This window comes from Symbiobacterium thermophilum IAM 14863, from assembly GCF_000009905.1.
GTDB lineage: Bacteria > Bacillota > Sulfobacillia > Symbiobacteriales > Symbiobacteriaceae > Symbiobacterium > Symbiobacterium thermophilum.
Map to the genome: position 1 here is coordinate 1557190 of NC_006177.1, position 20277 is coordinate 1577466.

A 20277-nucleotide genomic window follows, 5' to 3' on the forward strand; every position below is an offset into this window, starting at 1 on the left:
GAGTCCTTTCCCACAACCGAACGTGCGAAGGAGTGGTCGAGTTCATGAGCACCAAGCCGATCAAGGTCGTCTTCTCGGGCATGCAGCCCACCAGCGGGGTCACCCTGGGCAACTACCTGGGGGCCATGCGCAACTTCGTCAAGCTGCAGCACGAGGCCCAGTGCTTCTTCTGCGTGGTGGACCTGCATGCGCTGACCATCCCCCAGGACCCGGTCCAGCTCCGCAAGAACACCCTGGACATGGCCCGGCTGTACGTGGCGGCGGGCATCGACCCGGACGTGGCGACGATCTTCGTGCAGTCCCACGTCTCCGCCCACGCCGAGATGGGTTGGCTGATGGAGGTCAGCTGCTACTACGGCGAGCTGCAGCGGATGACCCAGTTCAAGGACAAGTCCGCCAAGGCCGAGGTGGTCACCACCGGCCTCTTCACCTACCCCGCGCTGATGGCCGCGGACATCCTGCTGTACGACACGACCCACGTGCCCGTGGGCGACGACCAGAAGCAGCACCTGGAGCTGGCCCGGGACATCGCCGTGCGCCTGAACAACCGGTTCGGCCGGGAGGTTGTGGTGGTGCCCGAGCCCTATATCCCGCCCCGGGAGGCCGGCGGCCGTATCATGTCGCTGCAGAACCCCACCCAGAAGATGTCCAAGTCGGATCCCGACGAGTCGGCCACCATCCACATGCTGGACACCCCGGACGCGATCCGGAAGAAGATCAAGCGGGCGGTCACCGACTCGGAGTCCGAGGTGCGGTACGACCCGGAGAAGAAGCCCGGCGTCTCCAACCTCATGGTGATCCTCTCGCTCTGCACCGGCATGTCGCTGGACGAGATCGCCGGCCGCTACACCGGGTACGGCCAGTTCAAGAAGGACGTGGCCGAGGCGGTGGTGGCCACCCTGGAGCCCATCCAGCAGCGGTACAAGGAGCTGTGTGAGCCCGGGGTGATCGAGGAGATCCTGGAGAAGGGGGCTCAGAAGGCGGAGGCCGTCTCCACGCCGGTGCTGCGCCGGCTGCAGGACGCCCTGGGGCTGCTCCCCCGGAAGCGGCCATGATCCTCGCGGAGATCCTGGCCGCCAAGGAGGCGGAGGTGGCCGCGGCCCGGCGGGCCCGGCCCCTGGCGGACGTGATCGCCGCCGCCCGCGCCGCCCCTCCGCCCCGGGGGTTCCTGCGGGCCCTGGGGGGACCGCCGTCCGGGGCCGGGGCGGGCGGGACCGAGGTCCGGGTCATCGCCGAGGTGAAGAAGGCCAGCCCTTCCAAGGGGGTGATCCGGCCGGATTTCGACCCGGTGGCCATCGCCCGGGCCTATGCCGAGGGCGGAGCAGCCTGCCTCTCCGTGCTCACGGACGAGCGGTACTTTCAGGGCTCGCTGGCGTACCTCGCGGCCATCCGGGAGGCGGTGGCGCTGCCGCTCCTGCGGAAGGACTTCATCATCGAAGAGTACCAGGTCCACGAGGCCCGGGCGGCGGGGGCGGACGCCATCCTGCTGATCGTGGCGGCCTTCTGCGGCGACTGCGCCGGAGGCCGCACGCCGGAGGACCTGAACCGGCTGGCGGCGCTGGCGCGGGAGCTGGGCATGGACGTGTTGACGGAGGTCCACACCGCCGACGAGCTGGCCCTGGCGGTGGCGTCCGGCGCTCCGCTGATCGGGATCAACAACCGGGACCTGCGGACCTTCCACACCACGCTGGAGGTCACGGAACGGCTGGCGCCCCTGGTTCCGCCCGACCGGCTGCTGGTGAGCGAGTCGGGCATCTGGACCCACGACGACCTGCGCCGGGTCGCGGCCGCAGGCGCACGAGCGGTGCTGGTGGGGGAATCGTTGATGCGCCAGCCCGACGTGGCCGCCGCGCTGCGGGCGCTGCGGGGGTCGCCTGAAGGCTCGGTGCCGGACAACAGTTGAAAGGAGCGAATGCCGCATGTGGGTGAAGATCTGCGGCTTGCAGTTTATGAAGGACGCGGTGGCCGCCGTCGAGGCCGGGGCCGATGCCCTGGGCTTCGTCTTCGCCCCCAGTCGGCGGCAGGTGACCCCCGAGCGGGTCGAGGCCCTGATCAGCGGGCTGCCGCCGGAAACCGTGACGGTGGGCGTCTTCGTGGACGCCCCGATGGAGGAGATCCGCCGGGCCGTAACGCTGTCCGGGCTGAAGGCCGTGCAGCTGCACGGCTCCGAGCCGCCGGAGGCGATCGATCAGATCGGACTGCCGGTGATCAAGGCGATCCGCATCCGGGGGCCCGAGGACCTGGCCCGGCTGCCGGACTACCGCAACGCGGCGGGCCTGCTGCTGGAGCCCTACGTGGAGGGGCAGGCCGGCGGCACCGGCCAGACGCTGGACCCGACTCTGGTCCGCTGGGCGGCCCAGACCCTGGAGCGGGCCGGCGTGCCGCTCGCCGGCCCCGACGAGCCGCTGACCCCCGGCCGGCCCAAGCTGATCCTGGCCGGCGGGCTGACCCCGGACAACGTGGCCGACGCCATCGCCAGGGCCCAGCCGGGCGGGGTCGACGTCTCCAGCGGCGTCGAGAACGGGGGCGTCAAGGATATCAACAAGATCTACGCCTTCGTCGCCGCCGCCAAGGGGGTGGCGCGATGACAGGCGCCGTGCCCGACGCCCTGGGCCACTTCGGCCCCTTCGGCGGCCGCTACGTCCCCGAGACGCTGATGGCCGCCTGCATCGAACTGGAGGAGGCGTACCGGCGCTACAAGGACGACCCCGAGTTCCTGGAGGAGCTCACCTATTACCGGAGGCAGTACGTGGGCCGGCCAACGCCGCTTTACTTCGCCGAGCGGCTGACCCGGCACGCCGGCGGGGCGAGGATCTACCTGAAACGGGAGGACCTGAACCACACCGGCGCCCACAAGATCAACAACGCCCTCGGCCAGGCCCTGTTGGCCCGGCGGATGGGCAAGAAGCGCATCATCGCCGAGACCGGCGCCGGCCAGCACGGCGTGGCCGCGGCCACCGTGGCGGCCCTGTTCGGGATGGAGTGCGACGTCCACATGGGGGAGGTGGACGTGGCCCGCCAGCGGCTGAACGTCTTCCGCATGCAGCTGCTCGGGGCCCGGGTGATCCCGACCCGGTCGGGGTCCCGCACCCTGAAGGACGCCACCAACGAGGCGATCCGGGACTGGGTGACCAACGTGGAGACGACCCATTACGTGATCGGCTCCGCGGTGGGGCCGCACCCGTACCCGATGATCGTGCGGGACTTCCAGGCGGTGATCGGCTACGAGACCATGAGCCAGATCCAGGAGGCGGAGGGGCGGCTGCCCGACGCGGTCGTCGCGTGCGTGGGCGGGGGATCCAACGCCATCGGGATCTTCCACCCCTTCGTGCCCTTCCCCGAGGTCCGGCTGGTGGGGACGGAGGCCGGCGGCCTGGGGATCGGCAGCGGCAAGCACGGGGCGACGCTGAGCGGCGGCGGTGAGGTGGGCGTCTTCCACGGCGCCCGCACCTACCTGCTGCAGGATGCGTACGGCCAGGTGCAGGAGGCCCACTCCATCTCCGCCGGGCTGGACTATCCCGGCGTGGGGCCGGAGCACGCCTACCTCCGGGACACCGGCCGCGCCGAGTACGTGGCGGTGACGGACGAGCAGGCGCTGGAGGGCATGCAGCTGCTCAGCCGGACCGAGGGGATCATCCCGGCCCTGGAGTCCAGCCACGCCGTGTACTACGGCGTCCGCCTGGCCGCCGGGATGGCGCCGGACCAGATCGTGGTCATCAACCTGTCGGGGCGGGGTGACAAGGACATGGCCGAGGTCGCCCGCATCCTGGGGGGTGAAGGGGCATGAGCCGCATCGCCGAACGGTTCGCCCTGCTGCGCAGTCGGGGGGAGAAGGGGCTCATCGCCTACCTGGCCGCCGGCGACCCCTCCCTGGCCACCACCCGCAGGCTGGTGCACGCCCTCGCGGAGGCGGGGGTGGACATGGTCGAGCTGGGCCTGCCGTTTTCCGACCCGCTGGCCGACGGTCCGGTGATCCAGGCGGCCAGCCAGCGGGCCCTGGCGGCCGGCGCCAACACCGATAATGTGCTGGAACTGGTCGCGGCATTGCGCGCCGACGGGTTGCAGATACCGCTGCTGATCATGACATACTACAACCTGGTGTTGCGGCCGGGGGTTGAGAACTTCTGTCACCGTGCGGCCGCAGCCGGGGTCGACGGCCTGATCCTGCCCGACGTGCCGGTGGAGGAGAGCGACGAGATCCGCGCCGCGGCCGGGGCGGTAGGGCTCGACCTCATCCAGTTCGTCGCCCCCACCTCGCCGCCGGAGCGGATCCGGCGGGCGGCCGAGCTGGCGCGGGGGTTCATCTACGCCGTGTCGTCCACCGGCGTGACCGGCGTGCGGGACCGGCTGCCGCCGCAGCTCACCGCCATGGTGGAGGCGGTGAAGGCGGTCACCGACACCCCGGTGGCGGTGGGCTTCGGCATCTCCCGGCCCGAGCAGGTGCGCCAGGTCACGGCCGTGGCTGACGCCGCCATCGTCGGATCGGCCTTCGTGCGCCACTGCGGCGAGGGGCTGCCGGAGCATGAACTGGTGGAGCGGGTGCGGATCCTGGCGGAGGAGCTGAAGGCGGGCACCCGGCCTGGTACGGGATGGGACAGCCGGTTTGTGAAAAACGAGGCTTGACGACGCCGTGGTACCGGTGTACACTAGGCTTCAATATTGTAAAGCGATGAGCGGGAGAAGTAGACCCAAGGCCGGAGAGCTGCAGAGAGCCAGCGGTTGGTGCAAGCTGGCGCCGAAGGCGGGTTCGAATACACCCGTGAGCGTAGGCTGAACGACTGGCGCATCCCGTCGGGCCGGCGGACCTGAACGAGGGAGTCGGTCCGGTGGCGGACCACAAGCCGTCGGGTGCGCGCGTCCAGTAGGTACACCGGCACGCCCCCGTTACCAAGGGCGGAGGGGATGATGGTCCCCGGAACGAGTGGGTCCGCGCCGGAGCGGACCAAGCAGGGTGGTACCACGAAAGCCTTTCGGCTTCCGTCCCTACACGGGATGGAAGCCGTTTTGCTTTCCCGTGAAACCAGCAGGAAGGGTGAGGTGTTGAGCGGTGATCATCGTCATGCGGAAAGGCGCCACCGAGGCGCAGGTCAACGACATCGTGGAGCGGGTTCGGGCGGCGGGATTCGGCGTGCACCTCTCCCAGGGGGAAGAGCGGACGATCATCGGGGCGATCGGCGGCGACCGGGCGGTGCTGGCCGACCTGAACCTGGAGGCCGCCCCCGGCGTCGAGCGGGTGACCCCGATCTCGAAGCCCTACAAGCTGGCTTCGCGGGACTTCCATCCGGAGGACACGCTGATCCGCATCGGCGGTCCCACGGTGGGGGGCAACGACTTCTGGGTCGTGGCGGGGCCCTGCTCCGTGGAGGGGCGCGAGCTGCTCCTGGAGGCGGCCCGCCTGGTCCGGGACGGCGGCGCCCACGCCCTCCGGGCCGGCGCCTTCAAGCCCCGGACCAGCCCGTACTCCTTCCAGGGGCTGGGCGAGGAAGGACTGAAGTACCTGGCCGAGGCCCGGGCGGTGACCGGGCTGCCGGTCGTCACCGAGGTCATGGACACCCGGGACGTGGAGCTGGTGGCCGAGTACGCCGACGTGCTGCAGATCGGCACCCGGAACATGCAGAACTTCAGCCTGCTCCGGGAGGTCGGCCGGGCGAACAGGCCCGTGCTGCTGAAGCGGGGCATGTCGGCCACCATTGAGGAGTGGTTGATGGCGGCCGAGTACGTAATGAGCGAGGGTAACCACCAGGTGATCCTGTGCGAGCGGGGCGTGCGCACCTTTGAGACGGCCACCCGCAACACGCTGGACCTGTCCGCCGTGGTGGTGGCCAAGTCGCTGACCCACCTGCCGGTGGTGGTGGATCCCAGCCACGGCGTGGGCAGGCGGGACTTCGTGGTGGCGCTGGCCCGGGCGGCCGCGGCCGCCGGCGCGGACGGGATCCTGGTGGAGGTGCACCCGCGGCCGGACGAGGCCAAGTCCGACGCCGCCCAGACCATCGGACCCGCCGCGTTCCACCAGATGATGCACGACGTGGCCGCCATCCTGCAGGTGCTGGGGCGGCGGCTGCCTGCCGCTGCGGCGGTCCATGTCTAGCGGATTCGGCACCGTCGCCATCTGGGGCGTCGGGCTGATCGGCGGCTCCATCGGCATGGCCCTGCGCCAGCGGGGTCTTGCCGACGAGGTGATCGGCATCGGCCGGCCCGCGACACGGGCTGCAGCGGCGGATGCCTCGGGCCCGGGCGGTGGTGCCGGCGCCTGGGAAGTGCCGGAAGCGGTGCGGCTCGGGGCGGTGGATCGCATGGTCACCGACCCCGCGGCCGCCCTGGCCCGGGCCGACCTGGTGATCCTGGCCATGCCCGTTCAGCCGATGATCGACCTGGCCCCTCGGGCCGCACCGCTTCTCCGCCCGGGCACCGTCGTCACCGACGTCGCCTCCGTGAAGGAGGCGGTGGTGGCGGCGTGGGAGCGGCACCTGCCGGACGGGGTCGCCTTCGTGGGCGGCCACCCGATGTTCGGAAGGGAACGCTCCGGCGTCGCCTGGGCGTCGGCGGACCTCATCCCCGGCTGCCGCTGGGTGCTGACGCCCGGGCAGCGCGCGGTCACGGTGCTGAAGGCCGGGCGCAGCGGGGCGGAGGTTTCGCCGCTGGAGCTGGTGTGGGACCTGGCGGCGGCGCTGGGCGCCCTGCCCGTGGTGATGTCGCCCGCGGAGCACGATCGGCGCGTCGCCGGGGCCTCGCACCTGCCCCAGCTGGTGGCCACGGCCCTGGCGGCCGCGGCCCTGGACCTGGACGAGACGCAGCCGGGCACGCTGGAACTGGCCGCCGGGGGCTTCCGGGATGCCACCCGCATCGCCGACAGCCCCGCGGCGCTCTGGCACGAGATCTGGGCCAATAACCGGCCCGCGCTCCGGGAGGCAGTCGCGGCCTTTCGGGGCGTGCTGGCGGACCTGGAGGCGGCGGTGGACGCGGGGGACTTCGGCGCCCTGGCCGCCGTGTTCGAGCGGGCGCACGCCGCCCGCCGCCGGGTCGGCGGCCGCACGGGCGGCCCGGCGTGAGCGACCTGACGGGCACGCCCGGGCGGCGGCCGCGACGGGAAGGCTGCGCGCCTCCGCCGGCCTGTTTCGGCCGTGATGGACAATGATCCGGCAGACTGCACGTGCTTCATGCCTGAGATGATGCAGTCAGGGCCGGAAAGGCCTTTGATACAATGGGAAACGGTCTCCGCTGTCTGCATCAGGAATCGGCTGTTATCTTGGCTGCGCTTTCCCGGACGGTGTCAACCCGATTGTGTCAGCCGGACGGCAGCCGCCTCGCGACACCGGGCGAGGAACCGTGCGTCGGGCCTTCCGGGGTCAGATCCGGATTTGGCCCCGGGGCGCGGCAGCGGAGAGGGAGGGATTCCATGGACGTCAGGGTGTACCCGGCCACCCGGCTGGAGGGGACGGTCAACCCGCCGTCCTCCAAGAACTACACGACGCGGTACCTCCTCGCCGCCGCCCTGGCGGAGGGCGAGTCGCTCATCCGTTACCCGGCCGAGAGCGAGGATGCTGCCGCGCTGAAGCGGTGCCTCGCCGACCTGGGCGCGGAGCTCATTCCCGACGGTCCGCACCTGCGGGTGCGGGGGTTCGGCGCCAACCCGCGCAACCCCGGAACCCTGAACCCGGGGAACGCCGGGGCGGTCCTGCGCTTTTTGATGGCCGTCTGCGCGGCCACCCTGGACGAGATCACCTTTGTCACCGACTACGCCGAGTCGCTGGGCAGACGGCCCCACGGCGACCTGCTGGACGCCCTGGCGCAGCTCGGGGCACAGGTGGAGAGCCGGGAAGGGAGGCTGCCGATCACCATCCGCACGGGACCCCCGGCCGGAGCGGGCAGCCGCAGCGGCTGGGAACGGCCGCCGTCGGGCCGGGTCGGCCGGCTGCGGGGCGGCACGGTGCGGGTGAGCGGGTCGGTCTCCAGCCAGTACACGTCGGCGCTCCTCTTCGCCGCGCCGCTGATCGGCGAGGACGTGACGATCGAGGTCACGGGGGACATGAAGTCCCGCCCGCCCATCCGGCAGACGCTGCAGGTGCTCCAGGAGGCGGGGATCCGGGTAGAGGCCGGGGACGACCTCCGCCGGTTCCACATCCCCGGCGGCCAGCGGTATCGTCCCCGGGAGTACACGGTGCCCGGCGACTACCCGGGCGCCGCCGCGCTCATGGCCGCAGCCGCGGTGGTGCCCTCCGACGTGACGATCCCCCGGCTCTTCCCCGACGAGCAGGGGGAGCGGCAGGCGATCGACGTGCTGCGGGCGATGGGGGCGGATATCGCCCACGACGGGCAGCAGGTGTGGATCCGGGGGGGCAGGCCCCTAAGGGGTGTCCGGTTCGACGGCGACCCGTTCACGGACGCCGTGCTGGCCCTGACCGCCGCGGCCGTCCTGGCGGAGGGGGAGACAGTTTTCTATAATGTAGAGAATCTGCGCTACAAGGAATGTGACCGCATCTCCGACTACCGGGCGGAGTTGAACAAGCTGGGCGCCCGGGTGGCGGAGGAGCGGGACAAGCTGATCGTCCGCGGACGGCCCGAGGGGGTGGAGGGCGGGGTGACGGTGGAGAGCCGGATCGACCACCGGGTGATCATGGGGCTCACCATCGTCGCGCTGCGGGCCCGGGAGCCGGTGGTGATCCGGGACGCGCACCACGTGGCCAAGTCGTACCCGGCCTTCTTCGCGGATCTGCGCGGCCTGGGCGCCAGGGTGGAGGAGCACTGAGCCGAGGACAAGCTACCCACACAAACGAAACAAGTTTGTTTGTTCTCCCTTGCCAGCCATCAGAAGCCCCTGTTATCATGAACATAAACAGCCCTTCTTGGGGGGATGGGCGTGGATCGGCGGCTCTGGTGGAGGGCGCGGCTTTACCGGTGGGGGCAGGCGCACGACCGGTGGCTGCGCGTGGGGATGTTGCTTGGTTTCGTCGGACTGGCGCTGACCCTGGCTCTGCGCACGATCGCACCGCAGCTCTGGCCCGCGTGGCAGCTGCTGGCCATGGGCGGCTCGCTGGTGCTGGCCGGCGCAGGCTACGCGCTGCTGGGGGAGCAGACGACGGTGGTCGCCTACGCGCGCGGGGACAGCGAGCAGTTTCCGACCGTTTCGCGCTTCGCCAGCGGGCTCCTGGCCTCCTTGGGCGGAGCCATTCTGGCCATGACGGGCCTGTCCGCCATGATGGGTTAGCCCGTGTGTGTTTCGACGGCCATAAGGTACAGACCGGAGGTTCCATACGGGACCTCCGGCCTATTTTTGCACTATCCTTCGTTATACACTGATCGTCCAACCGATTCACGGACGCGATTTTTCGGGTTTCGGTAGGAATGAACATGGGCACAAGGTGTTATTGTGGGGTAGCCCCGGGCTGTGGCAATCTTGCTGGGAACGGTTCAGTCACGTGCTTTCACACCCCAGATCGAGGAGGGCAGAGGATGAAGCGGAACATCCCCGTTACCCAGGTTGAACGCGACTACCCCGCCGAAGAACGGCTGATCTCCGAAACGGACCTGCGCGGGATCATCACCACGGCCAACGCATCATTCTGCGCGGTGGCCGGCTACAGCCGGGAAGAGCTGGTCGGTAAGCCCCACAACATCGTGCGCCACCCGGACATGCCGAGCGCCGCCTTCAAGGACATGTGGGACACGATCCAGGCTGGCGAACGCTGGGTGGGGATCGTCAAGAACCGCTGCAAGAACGGCGACCATTATTGGGTGAAGGCCTTTGTCTCCCCCGTGCTGGAGGACGGCAAGATCATCGGCTACCGGTCGGTGCGGCGCAAGCCTACCCGGGAGGAGATCCGGGAGGCGGAGGAGCTGTACCGGCGGATGAACAGCGGCGAGCAGGGGCTGCTCGACACCCTGGGCGCCCTGCGCCGTCGGGAGAGCCTGGGGGAGCGTCTGGGCACCCTCGGGCAGGTGGCGCTCATGCTGGCCTGGCCGGCCGCAGTGGCCATCGCTATGGCGGTCGCGGCCACCGTGGGCCTGCCGCCCGCGGTGCTCTGGGCGATCGCCGGGATGGGCGGCATCGTCGGCGCCGGCCTGGGCGTGGCGATCTACCGGTGGCAGACCGCGCCCCTCGAGGCGCTGGCCAGGGTCGCGACGGCCTTTGAGCGGGGCGACCTCACGGCCCGCATCGACCTGCCCGGCCGGTCCCGCTACGCCCAGATCGCCCGGTCCATCAACCTCGCCCTGGACGGGGTGGAGATCGCCCTGGCCGACACCAGCCAGATGTTGGACGGGCTGCGGCGGGGCGAGTTCGGACGGCGGATCACCGTCACGCTGCCGGGTGAGATGGGGCTGATCAAGGAGTCGGCGAACCGGCTGGCGGAGGAGATCGAGGCCACCATCACCGCGCTGAACGCCCAGCTGGCGGCGCTGGCGGACGGGCAGCTGGACGCGCACCAGCGGGCCTTCACCGGCGAGGGCCACTTCCGCGAGGCCCAGGAGCGGGCAGCCGGAACGGCTGCCCGGCTGGCGACGCTGCTGAAGGAGATGGTGGCCTCGGTGCAGGCCCTGGCGAGGGGCGACCTCACCAGGACGCTGTCGTTTGACGCCAAGGGAGACCTGGCCATTCTGATCAAGCAATACAACGCGGCGCTCACCGCGCTCTCGGACACGCTCACCGCCCTGCAGCACCATGCGCATCAGGTGGCCTTCGCGGCCGAGGAGAACAGCCGGGCCGCGGCCCAGATCGCGGCCGGCGCCGAGGACCAGATGATCACGGTGGAGGAAGTGACGCGGGCCGTCCAGGAGTCGGGGGCTTCCATCGTGAGCCTGGCCGACGATGCCGAGGCGGCCAGCGGCAAGTCCAGCGCGACGGTGGAGATCGTCCGGAGCAGCCGCGCCGCGATGGAGCAGATGGTGTCGATCGTGCAGGCCATCGCCGCCAGCAGCCAGCAGATCAGCAAGTTCACCAACGTCATTGAGGAGATCGCCGCGCAGACGAACCTGCTGTCGCTCAACGCCGCGATCGAGGCGGCCCGGGCAGGCGAGCACGGGAGGGGCTTCGCTGTGGTCGCCCAGGAGGTGGGACACCTGGCCGCCAGCTCCGGCAAGTCGGCCAAGGAGATCCATCTGCTGGTGCAGCAGGCGGTGGAGGAGGCCAGGCGGGCGGCGGAGAGCGTCGCAGCCGTCAGCGGCGAGATGGACCGGATCGAGCAGGCGGCCCTGGAGAGCCACGAACTGCTGACGCGGATCGCCGCGGCCATCGAGGAGCAGGGCGCGACGATGCAGCAGATCGGCGAGCACGCCCGGCGGCTTTCGTCCATCGCGGAGTCCAACGCCGCCGCCACCGAGGAGTTGGCTGCCTCGGCGTCGGAGCTGGCGGGCATCGCCGAGGCCGCTTCGGCCGAGGTGGGCCGGTTCCGGCTGCTGGTGCACGCCACCGCGGAGAACGGGGCCCCGGATCGATCCGTCGCGCAGGGCTGACGCGAAAGCGCGCACATAGAAGACTCCCGGGGTACCGTGGCTATCCGGGCGCCGCTACCTGGGGGAAATGCAAACAGGGCGGTCCCGCCGTGCAAGGTGGGACCGCCCTGTCTGAATGCGCTGGCCGGCCTCCCGGCCCCAGGGGCACCGAGGTGGCCGCGGCCTGCGGGCCCGGGGCCGTGAACGAAGAAGGGAATTTTTATAGAACAAGGAGGAATTTGGGTGGTGATATGGTATTTCTTTCCTCTAACCTCACTCGGGGAAAGGAGGACGAGAGGATGAGACACCGCCGTGTGTTGGTTGTGCGGGCCGTCGCGCTGGCGACCGCCCTGTCCGTGGCGCTGGCCGGATGTGGACGCGCCTCCCGCGGACCGGAAGGCGGGGAGGGGGCATCGGGAACCGACTCGGCGCGCCAGAGGCCGGTGGTCGTGCTGCAGGGGGTGGATGCCACCACCCTGGATCCGGCAGGGCACGCGGAGACACCGGCTTATAACATCCTCAACAACATCTACGACACCTTGATCTACCGGAACCAGGATATGAAGCTGGAGCCCGGCCTGGCCACGGAGTGGCGGACGCTGAACGACACCACCTGGGAGCTGAAGCTCCGCGAGGGCGTCCGGTTCCACAACGGCGACCCGTTCAACGCCTACGACGTCAAGGCCACCATCGAGCGGATCATCGACCCGGAGGAGGCGTCGCCCCGGCGGAACAACCTCTCCGCGGTCCAGGAGGTGCGGGTGATCGACGACTACACGGTGCACATCATCACCTCGGTGCCCTACCCGATCCTGCCCAACCGGCTGGCCAATGAACACGTCATCAGCGCCGAGTACCTCGCCGAGTACGGCAAGGAGCACCTGGCCAATAACCCCATGGGAACCGGCCCCTACAGGTTTGTCCGCTGGGTCAAGCAGGAGGAGGTGGTCCTGGAGGCCAACCCCGACTATTGGCGCGGGGCGCCCCAGATTCAGCAGGTGATCTTCCGGCCCGTGCCCGAGGCGGCCACCCGCATCTCCCAGATCCAGACGGGGCAGGCCGACATCGCCGTCAACATCCCGGCCAATCAGGTGGAAGCGCTGCGCAACGACTCCAGGGTCCGGATCGTGGAGGTGCCCAGCGTCCGGGTGATCTACGTGGCCGTTCAGACCCGCAGGGGCGGCATCCTGGCCAACCCCACCTTCCGCCGGGCGCTGGCCCACGCCATCGACGGCGAGGCGCTGATCGAGAAGGTGCTGATGGGCAACGGCTACCTGATGGCGACGGCGCTGACGCCCCAGCACTTTGGTTTCAACCCCGACCTCCAGCCCTACCGCTACGACCCGGACCTGGCCAGGCAGCTCCTGGCCGAAGCGGGGTATCAGGGGGAGGAGATCCAGTTCGACACGCCCAGCGGCCGTTACGCCATGGACAAGGAGATGGCGGAGGCCATTGCGGGCCAGCTGGCCCAGGTGGGCGTCAACGTGCGGATCCAGGTGAACGAATGGGGCAACCACGTAGACCTCATGACCTCCCGGGAACAGAAAGGCATCTACATCCTGGGCTGGGGCAATGCCACCTGGGACGCGGACGGCACCCTCTCCCCGCTGCTGTTCGGCGACGGCGCCTTCTCCTCCTATGAGTCGCCCGAGGTGGACGAGCTGATCCTGCGGGCGCGCTCGACCATGGACCCAGCCGAACGGGAGCGGCTGTACCACGAGGCCCTCCGCATGATCCACGAGGACGCGGCCCACCTGATCGACTGGCGGCAGAAGGACGTGTACGCCACCTCTACCCGAATCCACTGGCTGCCCCGGTCGGACGAGGAGATCAACCTGTTCTCGGCCACGTGGGCCGGCTGATGGCCTATGGGCCGTTACCTGGTTCGGCGGCTGGCCCACGCGGGCCTGGTGGTGATCGGGGTCACGTTGGTGGCCTTCTTCCTCACCCGCATGACCGGCGACCCTGTAAGGCTGCTGGCCCCCCTGGACGCGACCGAGGAAGAGGTGGAGCTCCTGCGGACGCAGCTGGGCTTCAACCGGCCCCTGTACGTGCAGTTCCTGGAGTACATGCGGGGGGTACTGGTGCTGGATTTCGGGGAGTCGCTCCGGCACGGCGAGCCGGCCATGCGCCTGGTCCTGGAGCGGATGCCCGCCACGCTGCAGCTCTCCCTGGCCGCGCTGCTGCTGGCCCTGGCCGTGGCCATCCCCATCGGGGTGGTGAGCGCCACCCGCCGGGGGGGCCTGCTGGACGGTCTGGGCACCCTGCTGGCGCTGCTGGGGCAGTCCATGCCGGTCTACTGGCTGGGGATCCTGCTGATCATCGTCTTCGGCGTGCAGCTCCGGTGGCTTCCGGCGGGCGGCAGGGCGGGCTGGACCTCGTACATCCTGCCCGCCGTGACGCTGGCGGCCTACACCTGCGCCAGCATCATGCGGTTGCTGCGCTCCAGTCTGCTCAACGTGCTGAGTCAGGACTTCATTCGCACCGCGCGGGCCAAGGGGCTGGAGGAGCGGAGGGTGATCTACCGGCACGCGCTCCGCAACGCCCTCCTGCCCGTGGTGACGGTGGTGGGGCTGCAGATGGGCTCGCTTCTCAGCGGCTCCGTGATCACCGAGACCATCTTCGCCTGGCCGGGGGTGGGGCGGTTCGTGGTGCAGGCGATCTTCAACCGCGACTTCTACGTGGTGCAGGCGGCGGTGTTCCTCTTCGCCCTGATCATCGTCGCGATCAACCTGGTGACGGACCTGGTCTACGCTCTCCTGGACCCGCAGATCCGCTACTCATAGGAGGTGAGGCCAGTGGCAGCGGCCCGTGAGCCGGACACCCGCCGCGAGGACGCCCGGACCGGGCGCAGGGTGCTGCGCCAGGCGTTGCGGCAACTGTGGCGGCGGAAGGTGGCTCTCCTGGGGGTGCTCATGGTCCTGGGGGCGGTGATCTGCGCCCTGTTTGCCCCCGTCCTGGCGCCGCACGACCCCAACGCCCAACAGGTTCAACTCCGGCTGCTGCCGCCCTTCTGGATGGAAGGCGCGCACCCTGCATATCCCCTGGGCACGGACCACCTGGGTCGGGACATCCTGAGCCGGCTGATCTACGGGTCCCGGGTGTCGCTCACCGTGGGGCTTTCGGCGGTGCTGATCGCAGGCGGCATCGGCACCGCGGCCGGGCTGGCGGCCGGGTACCTGGGCGGGGCGGTGGACGACCTGGTGGGGCGGCTGGGCGACGTGCAGCTGGCCTTTCCGTTCACGCTGCTGGCCCTGGTGGTGATGGCTGTCCTCGGCACGGGGATGGGCAAGACCATCGCCGTGCTCGGCATCACCGGCTGGGTCTTCTATGCCCGTGTGCTGCGCTCCGAGGTGCTCGCCCTGCGGGAGCGGGACTTCATCCTGGCCTCGCGCGCCCTGGGAAACCCCGGGTGGCGGACCGTGCTCCGGCACCTGTTCCCCAACGTCGCCGGCACGCTGATCGTGCTGGCGACGCTGGAGGTGCCCCGGGTGATCATCACCGAGTCGGCCCTCACCTTCCTCGGGCTGGGCATCCAGCCGCCCACCGTCACCTGGGGCGGCATGCTGGCCGACGCCCGCAACTACATCACCACCCACTGGTGGGTGGCCACCTTCCCGGGTCTGGCGTTGCAGCTGACGGTGCTGGGGCTGAACCTGACGGGCGACTTCCTGCGGGAGATCCTGGACCCGCGGCTGAACTCCTGACGTGCACGGTCGAGCAGGATGCCGCGGCCAGGTGCGCCGGGGGATGAAGGGAGCCGCACGGCTGATAGGTCTAAGCCTGTAGTCAACCGGCGGTGAGTCTGGGTGATCCGACATGTGGCAGCGTCGCCTGCACCGTGTATCAGCCTGGCTCGCGGCCGTCCTGCTCCTGGGTGCCCTCGTCCCTCCCGCCGCATCGGCCGCACCGGCGCCACGGTACACCGCCGGCGTCCGTATGAGCTGAGCAGAAAGAGCCTCTGTCCCGCCGCATGCGCGGCGGGACAGAGGCTCTGTTCGCTTCAGCCAGAGGTTCTGGCTACACCAGCTTCCGGATCCACGCCTCCCGGTCGCCCGGCAGGTAGTCGATGACCGGGATCTCGATCATCGTGTAGCACCCCGGCTTCTGCCGGGCGGCGGCCCGCAGCGCCGCCACCATGACCTGCGCGGTGAGCGCCGGGTTGTTGATGCGCATCTCGAACCGGAACAGCTGGTTGTGGGTGGCCCCGGAGACGCCCTTGCGCTCCATGACCACGCCGTGCCCGACGTCCATCAGCGCGCTGACCGACTCCACCTGCGTAACCCGGGTCTCGTCGCGCACGAAGTAGGGGTCGGTCTTGATCGCGCGCTCCACCTCGGCGAAGTCGGCTCCCGGCTCCAGTTCCACGTAGACCGCCCGCTTGTGTACGCCCATGCCGGCGGGAATCGTCATCGACAGCGCGTCCCGCACCCCGGGGATGGCCTTGACGGCCACGGAATGACCCATGGACATGCCCGGGCCGAAGTTGGTGTAGGTGATCCCCTTCGGCGCCATGAACTCCAGCAGGGCCCGGATGATCGAGTCGGTGCCGGGGTCCCAGCCGGCCGAGATCACCGCAGCCGCCCCGTGTTCCCGCGCGACCGGGTCGAGCCGGCGCCGCAGGTCCGCCAGGTCGCCGTGGATGTCGTAGCTGTCCACCGTGTGGATCCCCCTGCGGAGCATCGCCTCCGCGTACTCCGGCACGGACCGGGTCGGCACGCACAGCAGGGCCCCCTGCACGCCCTCCAGTTGGCTGATGTCGGTCACCACCCTCACGCCCGTGAGCTCGGGCGGGGTGGCGGCCAGTACCTTGCGGCGGACGACCCCCACCAGCTCCATGTCCGGTGCGGCTTGAACGGCTTCGAGGGCGTAGCGGCCGACGTTGCCGTAGCCGACCACCGCCACGCGCAGCTTGTCCATCGCTGGAAACTCCTCCTCCAGTTCGATTAACGTTCATTCTACCCTTCCGGCCGGCGCTATGCCAGTGCCATGCACCCCTGTATGGAAGTCGGCTCGCTAGACAGGTAATTGGGAAGGTATGGCGAATTCTCTCGTTACTGACCAGGCAGGGGGAGTGTTGTCATGAACATCCCGGTCCGCCGGTACCTGCGGCTGCTGGTGCGCTACCTCAGGCCCCAGTGGGCACAGATGGCATGGCTCGCGCTGCTGCTGGTCACCAGTATCGGCCTGCAGCTGATCAACCCGCAGATTCTCAGGCGGTTCCTGGACACGGCGGCCGGCGAAGTGTCGGGGGGACCGTCGCTGGTCACCCTGGCGCTGGCCTTCATCGGAGTGGCCTTCGCCGTGCAGGCGGTGACCGTGCTCGCCCGCTACCTGAGCGAGTCGGTCTCCTGGCGGGCGACCAACGAGCTGCGCGCCGACCTGGCCGAGCACTGTCTGCGCCTGGATCTGGGCTTCCACAAGCGCCGGACGCCGGGGGAGATGGTGGAACGGATCGACGGCGATGTGACGGCGCTGTCCCAGTTCTTCTCGCAGCTCTTCATCGGTGTGCTCGCCAACCTCGTGCTCATGCTCGGCATCCTGGTGCTCCTCTTCCGCGAGGACTGGCGGGCCGGCGTGGCGATGACGCTCTTCGCGGCGTTCACGCTGTGGGTGCTCGGCAGGATTCACGAGCTGTCCGTGCCGGTGTGGACCCGGCAGCGGCAGGCCTCCGCCGAGTTCTACGGCTACCTGGGCGAGGTGCTGTCGGGGACGGAGGCGATCCGGGCCGGCGGCGCCCGGGGCTGGGCGCTGCACCGCTTCCTGCGCAACGTCCAGGACTTCTACCGGCAGAATCTGGCCGCCAGCATGATGTTCTGGCTGACGTGGAGCACCTCCATCGTCACGTTTGCCGTGGGGGCCGCGCTGTCGCTGGGCGTCGGGGCGTGGCTGTACGCGCGCGGCGGGGTGACCGTGGGCACGGTCTACCTGCTCTTCCACTACACGGAGCTGCTCCGCCGCCCCATCGAGCAGATCCGCACCCACCTGCAGGAGCTGCAGCGGGCCGGGGCCGCGGTGGAGCGGGTGGAGGAACTCTTCGCCCAGCGCACCCGCGTACCGGACGGCCCGGGGCGGGCGCTGCCCCCGGGGCCCCTGTCGGTGGAGCTGGTTGGCGTTTCGTTCGCCTACGAGCCCGGCGCGCCGGTGCTCAGGGACGTGGATGTCCGGATCGAGCCGGGCGAGGTGGTCGGGCTCCTCGGCCGGACCGGCAGCGGCAAGTCGACCCTGGCCCGGCTCCTGCTCCGCTTCTATGACCCCGATGCCGGGATCGTGCGCCTGGGCGGGGTGGACCTGCGGGAGGCCACCGTCGCCGGCGTACGGGCCCGGGTCGGGTTCGTGACGCAGGACGTGCAGCTGTTCGCCGGCACCGTGCGGGACAACCTGACGTTCTTCTCCCCGGAGGTCAGCGACGGACGGCTGCTGGCGGTGTTGGAGGAGCTGGGCCTGGGGCCGTGGCTGCAGTCGCTGCCCCAGGGGCTTGACACCCCGCTGGAGTCAGGGGGCGGCGGCCTCTCCGCCGGCGAGGCACAGCTGCTGGCCCTGGCCCGGGTGTTCCTGGCCGATCCCGGCCTGGTGATCCTGGACGAGGCCTCGTCCCGTCTGGATCCCGCTACGGAGTCGCTGGTGGAGCGGGCGGTGGACCGGCTGCTGGAGGGGCGCACGGGCATCATCATCGCACACCGGCTGGCGACGGTGGAGCGGGCGGACACGATCCTGATCCTGGAAGACGGGCGGGTGGTGGAGTACGGCCCGCGGGCGGAGCTGGCGGCGGATCCGGCCTCTCGCTTCTTCCGGATGCTGCGGGCCGGGCTGGAGGAGGTGCTGGTCTGATGTCCACCTGGCGCTTCGTCTGGGGGCTGATCACCTACCGGCCGTGGGTGTACCTGGCGGCCGTGGTCTCCTTCACCGTGGCCTACATCCTGCCCGTGGTTCCCGGACTGCTGACCCAGGCCTTCTTCGACCGGCTGACGGGGGCGGCGCCGGTGGCGCTCGACCCCTGGGCGATCATCGCCCTGCTGATGGCGGCCGCGGTGGCGCGCGTCGCCGCGCTGGCCGCCGGGTTCTTCGCTTCGGCCACCGGCCGGGAGTCCATGGCCAACCTGCTGCGCCGCAACGTGCTGGAGCGCATCCTGGAGATGCCCGGTGCCGCCGCCCTGCCCGAGTCGCCGGGCGAGGCCCTGAACCGGCTCCGGGACGACGTGCTCCATGCCGAGGAGACCGCGGACTTCATGCTGGACGTGGTGGGCCAGACCACCTTCGCCGCGGTGGCCCTCTCCATGCTGCTGCGGATCGACGCCCGGCTGACGGTGCTGGTGTTCCTGCCCCTGGCCCTGGTTCTCGTCGTCACCCGGGCGGTGGGACGGCGGATCCTCCAGAACCGACGCTGGAGCCGGGAGGCGACGGCGCGCGTCACCGCGCTGATCGCCGAACTGTTCGCCTCTGTGCAGGCGGTGCAGGTGGCGGGGGCGGAGTCGCGGGTGGTCGCCCACCTGCGCCGCCTCAACGACGAGCGCCGCCGGGCGATGGTGGCCGACCGGCTGCTGACGCAGGTGCTGGAGTCGATCGCCTTGAACGCCTCGTCGGTGGGCACCGGCCTCATCCTGCTGCTCGGGGCCCGCACGATGGCGACCGGCCAGTTCACCGTTGGCGAGTTCGCCCTGTTCGTCTACTACCTGGGGTACGTAGCCGACTTCACCCACTTCGCCGGCCGCTGGCTGGCCCTGTACCGGCAGGCGGGGGTGGCGAAGGATCGGCTGCTGGCGCTGCTCCAGGGGGCACCGCCCACGCGGCTGCTCCGGCGGACCGAGATCCCGCTCCGCGGGCCGGTGCCGGTTCCGCCCGAGCCGCCGCCCCCGCCCGCAGAGCCGCTCCGGGAGCTGCGGACGGAGGGGCTGACCTACCGCTACCCGGACAGCGGCCGGGGCATCGAGGGCGTGAGCCTCACCATCCCCCGGGGCAGCTTCACCGTCATCGCAGGCCGGGTGGGCTCCGGCAAGACCACGCTGCTCCGGGTCCTCATGGGCCTGCTGCCGGCGCAGGCCGGCACGGTGTACTGGAACGGAGAGCCCGTTGCGGATCCCGGGTCCTTCATGGTGCCGCCGCGCTGCGCCGCGACCCCGCAGGTGCCGATCCTCTTCAGCGGCACCCTGGCCGAGAACATCCGCATGGGGCTGGACGCGACCGAGGCGGAGGTGGCGGCGGCCGTCTACGACGCGGTGCTGGAGCGGGACCTGGCGGGAATGGAGGACGGACTGGAGACCCAGGTGGGCGCACGAGGCGTGCGGCTTTCGGGCGGGCAGGTCCAGCGTACCGCCGCAGCCCGCATGTTCCTGCGGAGGCCGGAGCTGCTCATCATGGACGATCTCTCCAGCGCCCTGGACGTGGAGACCGAGCAGATCCTGTGGGAGCGGCTGTTCCGCCAGCGGGACGTCACGTGTCTGGTGGTCAGCCACCGGGAGGCGGCCCTGCGCCGGGCGGACCAGATCATCCTGCTGAAGGACGGACGGGTGGTCGACCGGGGGACCCTGGACGAGCTGCTGGCCCGGTCGGCGGAGATGCGGGCGCTCTGGCAGGCCGGCACCAGCGAACAGGGGCGGGGATGATCCCCGCCCCTATGGCTGTCTAGTCGTCCTCGTCGCCGGAGCCGTCGTCCTCGCCCGAGCCGTCGTCCTGCCAGAAGGCAGCCAGGGTGCCCCGGTCGTCGCGGGAGAGAGCGAAGAAGACCACTGCAAGGATCAGGTTCTCCGAGACGCCTGCACCGTCGAGCCGGCGGACGAGCCGGAACAGCTGCCGCAGCTGGCGGCGGATCCTGCTGCTTGCCACGCGGATCTCCCTCCTGCGAACAGGTCG

At 70.3% G+C, this 20277-nt stretch carries 17 protein-coding genes; 15 read left to right on the top strand and 2 right to left on the bottom strand.

All coding sequences use genetic code 11. The annotated features are described in order from the left end of the window. Window positions 1–44: 44 nt before the first annotated feature. The 13 genes from trpS to STH_RS07205 all read left to right on the top strand — a co-directional run bounded on the left by trpS (window position 45) and on the right by STH_RS07205 (window position 15134). Entirely contained in the window at window positions 45–1055 is a 1011-nt protein-coding gene (gene trpS / locus STH_RS07145) for a tryptophan--tRNA ligase (RefSeq protein ID WP_011195541.1), read from the top strand. Beyond that, window positions 1052–1903, top strand: a complete 852-nt coding sequence (gene trpC, locus STH_RS07150; protein ID WP_043713712.1) for an indole-3-glycerol phosphate synthase TrpC — start codon at window positions 1052–1054, stop codon at window positions 1901–1903. The genes trpS and trpC overlap by 4 nt, the downstream gene beginning before the upstream one ends. 16 nt (window positions 1904–1919) lie before the next feature. Beyond that, on the top strand, window positions 1920–2588 hold the full coding sequence (locus tag STH_RS07155; protein ID WP_011195543.1) for a phosphoribosylanthranilate isomerase: 669 nt from the start codon (window positions 1920–1922) through the stop codon (window positions 2586–2588). Beyond that, window positions 2585–3787 carry a tryptophan synthase subunit beta gene (gene trpB, locus STH_RS07160; protein WP_011195544.1) on the top strand — a complete coding sequence of 401 codons (1203 nt, stop codon included), beginning with the start codon at window positions 2585–2587 and terminating at the stop codon, window positions 3785–3787. Before STH_RS07155 ends, trpB begins: the two co-directional genes overlap by 4 nt. Next, complete coding sequence (gene trpA / locus STH_RS07165) at window positions 3784–4623, top strand: tryptophan synthase subunit alpha (protein ID WP_011195545.1); 840 nt, start codon at window positions 3784–3786, stop codon at window positions 4621–4623. Before trpB ends, trpA begins: the two co-directional genes overlap by 4 nt. Window positions 4624–5047: 424 nt before the next feature. Beyond that, a complete protein-coding gene (gene aroF / locus STH_RS07170) occupies window positions 5048–6088 on the top strand; it encodes a 3-deoxy-7-phosphoheptulonate synthase (RefSeq protein ID WP_011195547.1) in 1041 nt (346 codons plus the stop codon). Continuing rightward, window positions 6081–7049, top strand: coding sequence for a prephenate dehydrogenase (locus STH_RS07175; protein WP_011195548.1), 969 nt, complete (start codon window positions 6081–6083; stop codon window positions 7047–7049). Before aroF ends, STH_RS07175 begins: the two co-directional genes overlap by 8 nt. A 347-nt stretch (window positions 7050–7396) precedes the next feature. Beyond that, window positions 7397–8746 (top strand): 3-phosphoshikimate 1-carboxyvinyltransferase, encoded by a 1350-nt coding sequence (locus STH_RS07180; RefSeq protein ID WP_011195549.1) that lies wholly within the window; start codon window positions 7397–7399, stop codon window positions 8744–8746. 111 nt (window positions 8747–8857) lie between these two features. Beyond that, window positions 8858–9205, top strand: a complete 348-nt coding sequence (locus tag STH_RS07185) for a hypothetical protein (protein ID WP_011195550.1) — start codon at window positions 8858–8860, stop codon at window positions 9203–9205. Window positions 9206–9450: 245 nt separating this feature from the next. Further along, window positions 9451–11448 (top strand): methyl-accepting chemotaxis protein, encoded by a 1998-nt coding sequence (locus STH_RS07190; RefSeq protein ID WP_011195551.1) that lies wholly within the window; start codon window positions 9451–9453, stop codon window positions 11446–11448. A gap of 278 nt (window positions 11449–11726) precedes the next feature. Further along, the gene (locus tag STH_RS07195) at window positions 11727–13289 is read left to right on the top strand and encodes an ABC transporter substrate-binding protein (protein WP_158506865.1); all 1563 of its coding nucleotides are present in this window, start codon (window positions 11727–11729) and stop codon (window positions 13287–13289) included. A 6-nt stretch (window positions 13290–13295) separates the two neighbouring features. Next, window positions 13296–14213 (top strand): ABC transporter permease, encoded by a 918-nt coding sequence (locus STH_RS07200; RefSeq protein WP_011195553.1) that lies wholly within the window; start codon window positions 13296–13298, stop codon window positions 14211–14213. A gap of 12 nt (window positions 14214–14225) precedes the next feature. After that, complete coding sequence (locus STH_RS07205) at window positions 14226–15134, top strand: ABC transporter permease (RefSeq protein ID WP_197525212.1); 909 nt, start codon at window positions 14226–14228, stop codon at window positions 15132–15134. Between the two features lie 313 nt (window positions 15135–15447). Here the strand turns inward: STH_RS07205 and STH_RS07210 are convergent, their stop codons facing one another. Beyond that, entirely contained in the window at window positions 15448–16347 is a 900-nt protein-coding gene (locus STH_RS07210; RefSeq protein ID WP_011195555.1) for a diaminopimelate dehydrogenase, read from the bottom strand. Window positions 16348–16509: 162 nt separating this feature from the next. Here STH_RS07210 and STH_RS07215 point away from each other — a divergent pair, with 162 nt between their 5' ends. Together STH_RS07215 and STH_RS07220 are read left to right on the top strand one after the other, a co-directional pair. Next, window positions 16510–18258: an ABC transporter ATP-binding protein gene (locus STH_RS07215; protein WP_011195556.1), complete on the top strand. Its 1749-nt coding sequence runs from the start codon at window positions 16510–16512 to the stop codon at window positions 18256–18258. Further along, window positions 18258–20030, top strand: coding sequence for an ABC transporter ATP-binding protein (locus tag STH_RS07220; RefSeq protein ID WP_011195557.1), 1773 nt, complete (start codon window positions 18258–18260; stop codon window positions 20028–20030). The genes STH_RS07215 and STH_RS07220 overlap by 1 nt, the downstream gene beginning before the upstream one ends. Before the next feature lie 19 nt (window positions 20031–20049). On the opposite strand, the gene STH_RS07225 is transcribed toward STH_RS07220, so the two are convergent. Next, window positions 20050–20250: a hypothetical protein gene (locus STH_RS07225; RefSeq protein ID WP_011195558.1), complete on the bottom strand. Its 201-nt coding sequence runs from the start codon at window positions 20248–20250 to the stop codon at window positions 20050–20052. Window positions 20251–20277: the final 27 nt, after the last annotated feature.

Excerpts from the sequence above, each read along its gene's own strand:
- trpS (WP_011195541.1), top strand. The coding sequence starts at position 45 with ATGAGCACCAAGCCGATCAAGGTCGTCTTCTCGGGCATGCAGCCCACC.
- trpC (WP_043713712.1), top strand. The coding sequence starts at position 1,052 with ATGATCCTCGCGGAGATCCTGGCCGCCAAGGAGGCGGAGGTGGCCGCG.
- STH_RS07155 (WP_011195543.1), top strand. The coding sequence starts at position 1,920 with ATGTGGGTGAAGATCTGCGGCTTGCAGTTTATGAAGGACGCGGTGGCC.
- trpB (WP_011195544.1), top strand. The coding sequence starts at position 2,585 with ATGACAGGCGCCGTGCCCGACGCCCTGGGCCACTTCGGCCCCTTCGGC.
- trpA (WP_011195545.1), top strand. The coding sequence starts at position 3,784 with ATGAGCCGCATCGCCGAACGGTTCGCCCTGCTGCGCAGTCGGGGGGAG.
- STH_RS07175 (WP_011195548.1), top strand. The coding sequence starts at position 6,081 with ATGTCTAGCGGATTCGGCACCGTCGCCATCTGGGGCGTCGGGCTGATC.
- STH_RS07180 (WP_011195549.1), top strand. The coding sequence starts at position 7,397 with ATGGACGTCAGGGTGTACCCGGCCACCCGGCTGGAGGGGACGGTCAAC.
- STH_RS07190 (WP_011195551.1), top strand. The coding sequence starts at position 9,451 with ATGAAGCGGAACATCCCCGTTACCCAGGTTGAACGCGACTACCCCGCC.
- STH_RS07195 (WP_158506865.1), top strand. The coding sequence starts at position 11,727 with ATGAGACACCGCCGTGTGTTGGTTGTGCGGGCCGTCGCGCTGGCGACC.
- STH_RS07200 (WP_011195553.1), top strand. The coding sequence starts at position 13,296 with ATGGGCCGTTACCTGGTTCGGCGGCTGGCCCACGCGGGCCTGGTGGTG.
- STH_RS07210 (WP_011195555.1), bottom strand. The coding sequence starts at position 16,347 with ATGGACAAGCTGCGCGTGGCGGTGGTCGGCTACGGCAACGTCGGCCGC.
- STH_RS07215 (WP_011195556.1), top strand. The coding sequence starts at position 16,510 with ATGAACATCCCGGTCCGCCGGTACCTGCGGCTGCTGGTGCGCTACCTC.
- STH_RS07220 (WP_011195557.1), top strand. The coding sequence starts at position 18,258 with ATGTCCACCTGGCGCTTCGTCTGGGGGCTGATCACCTACCGGCCGTGG.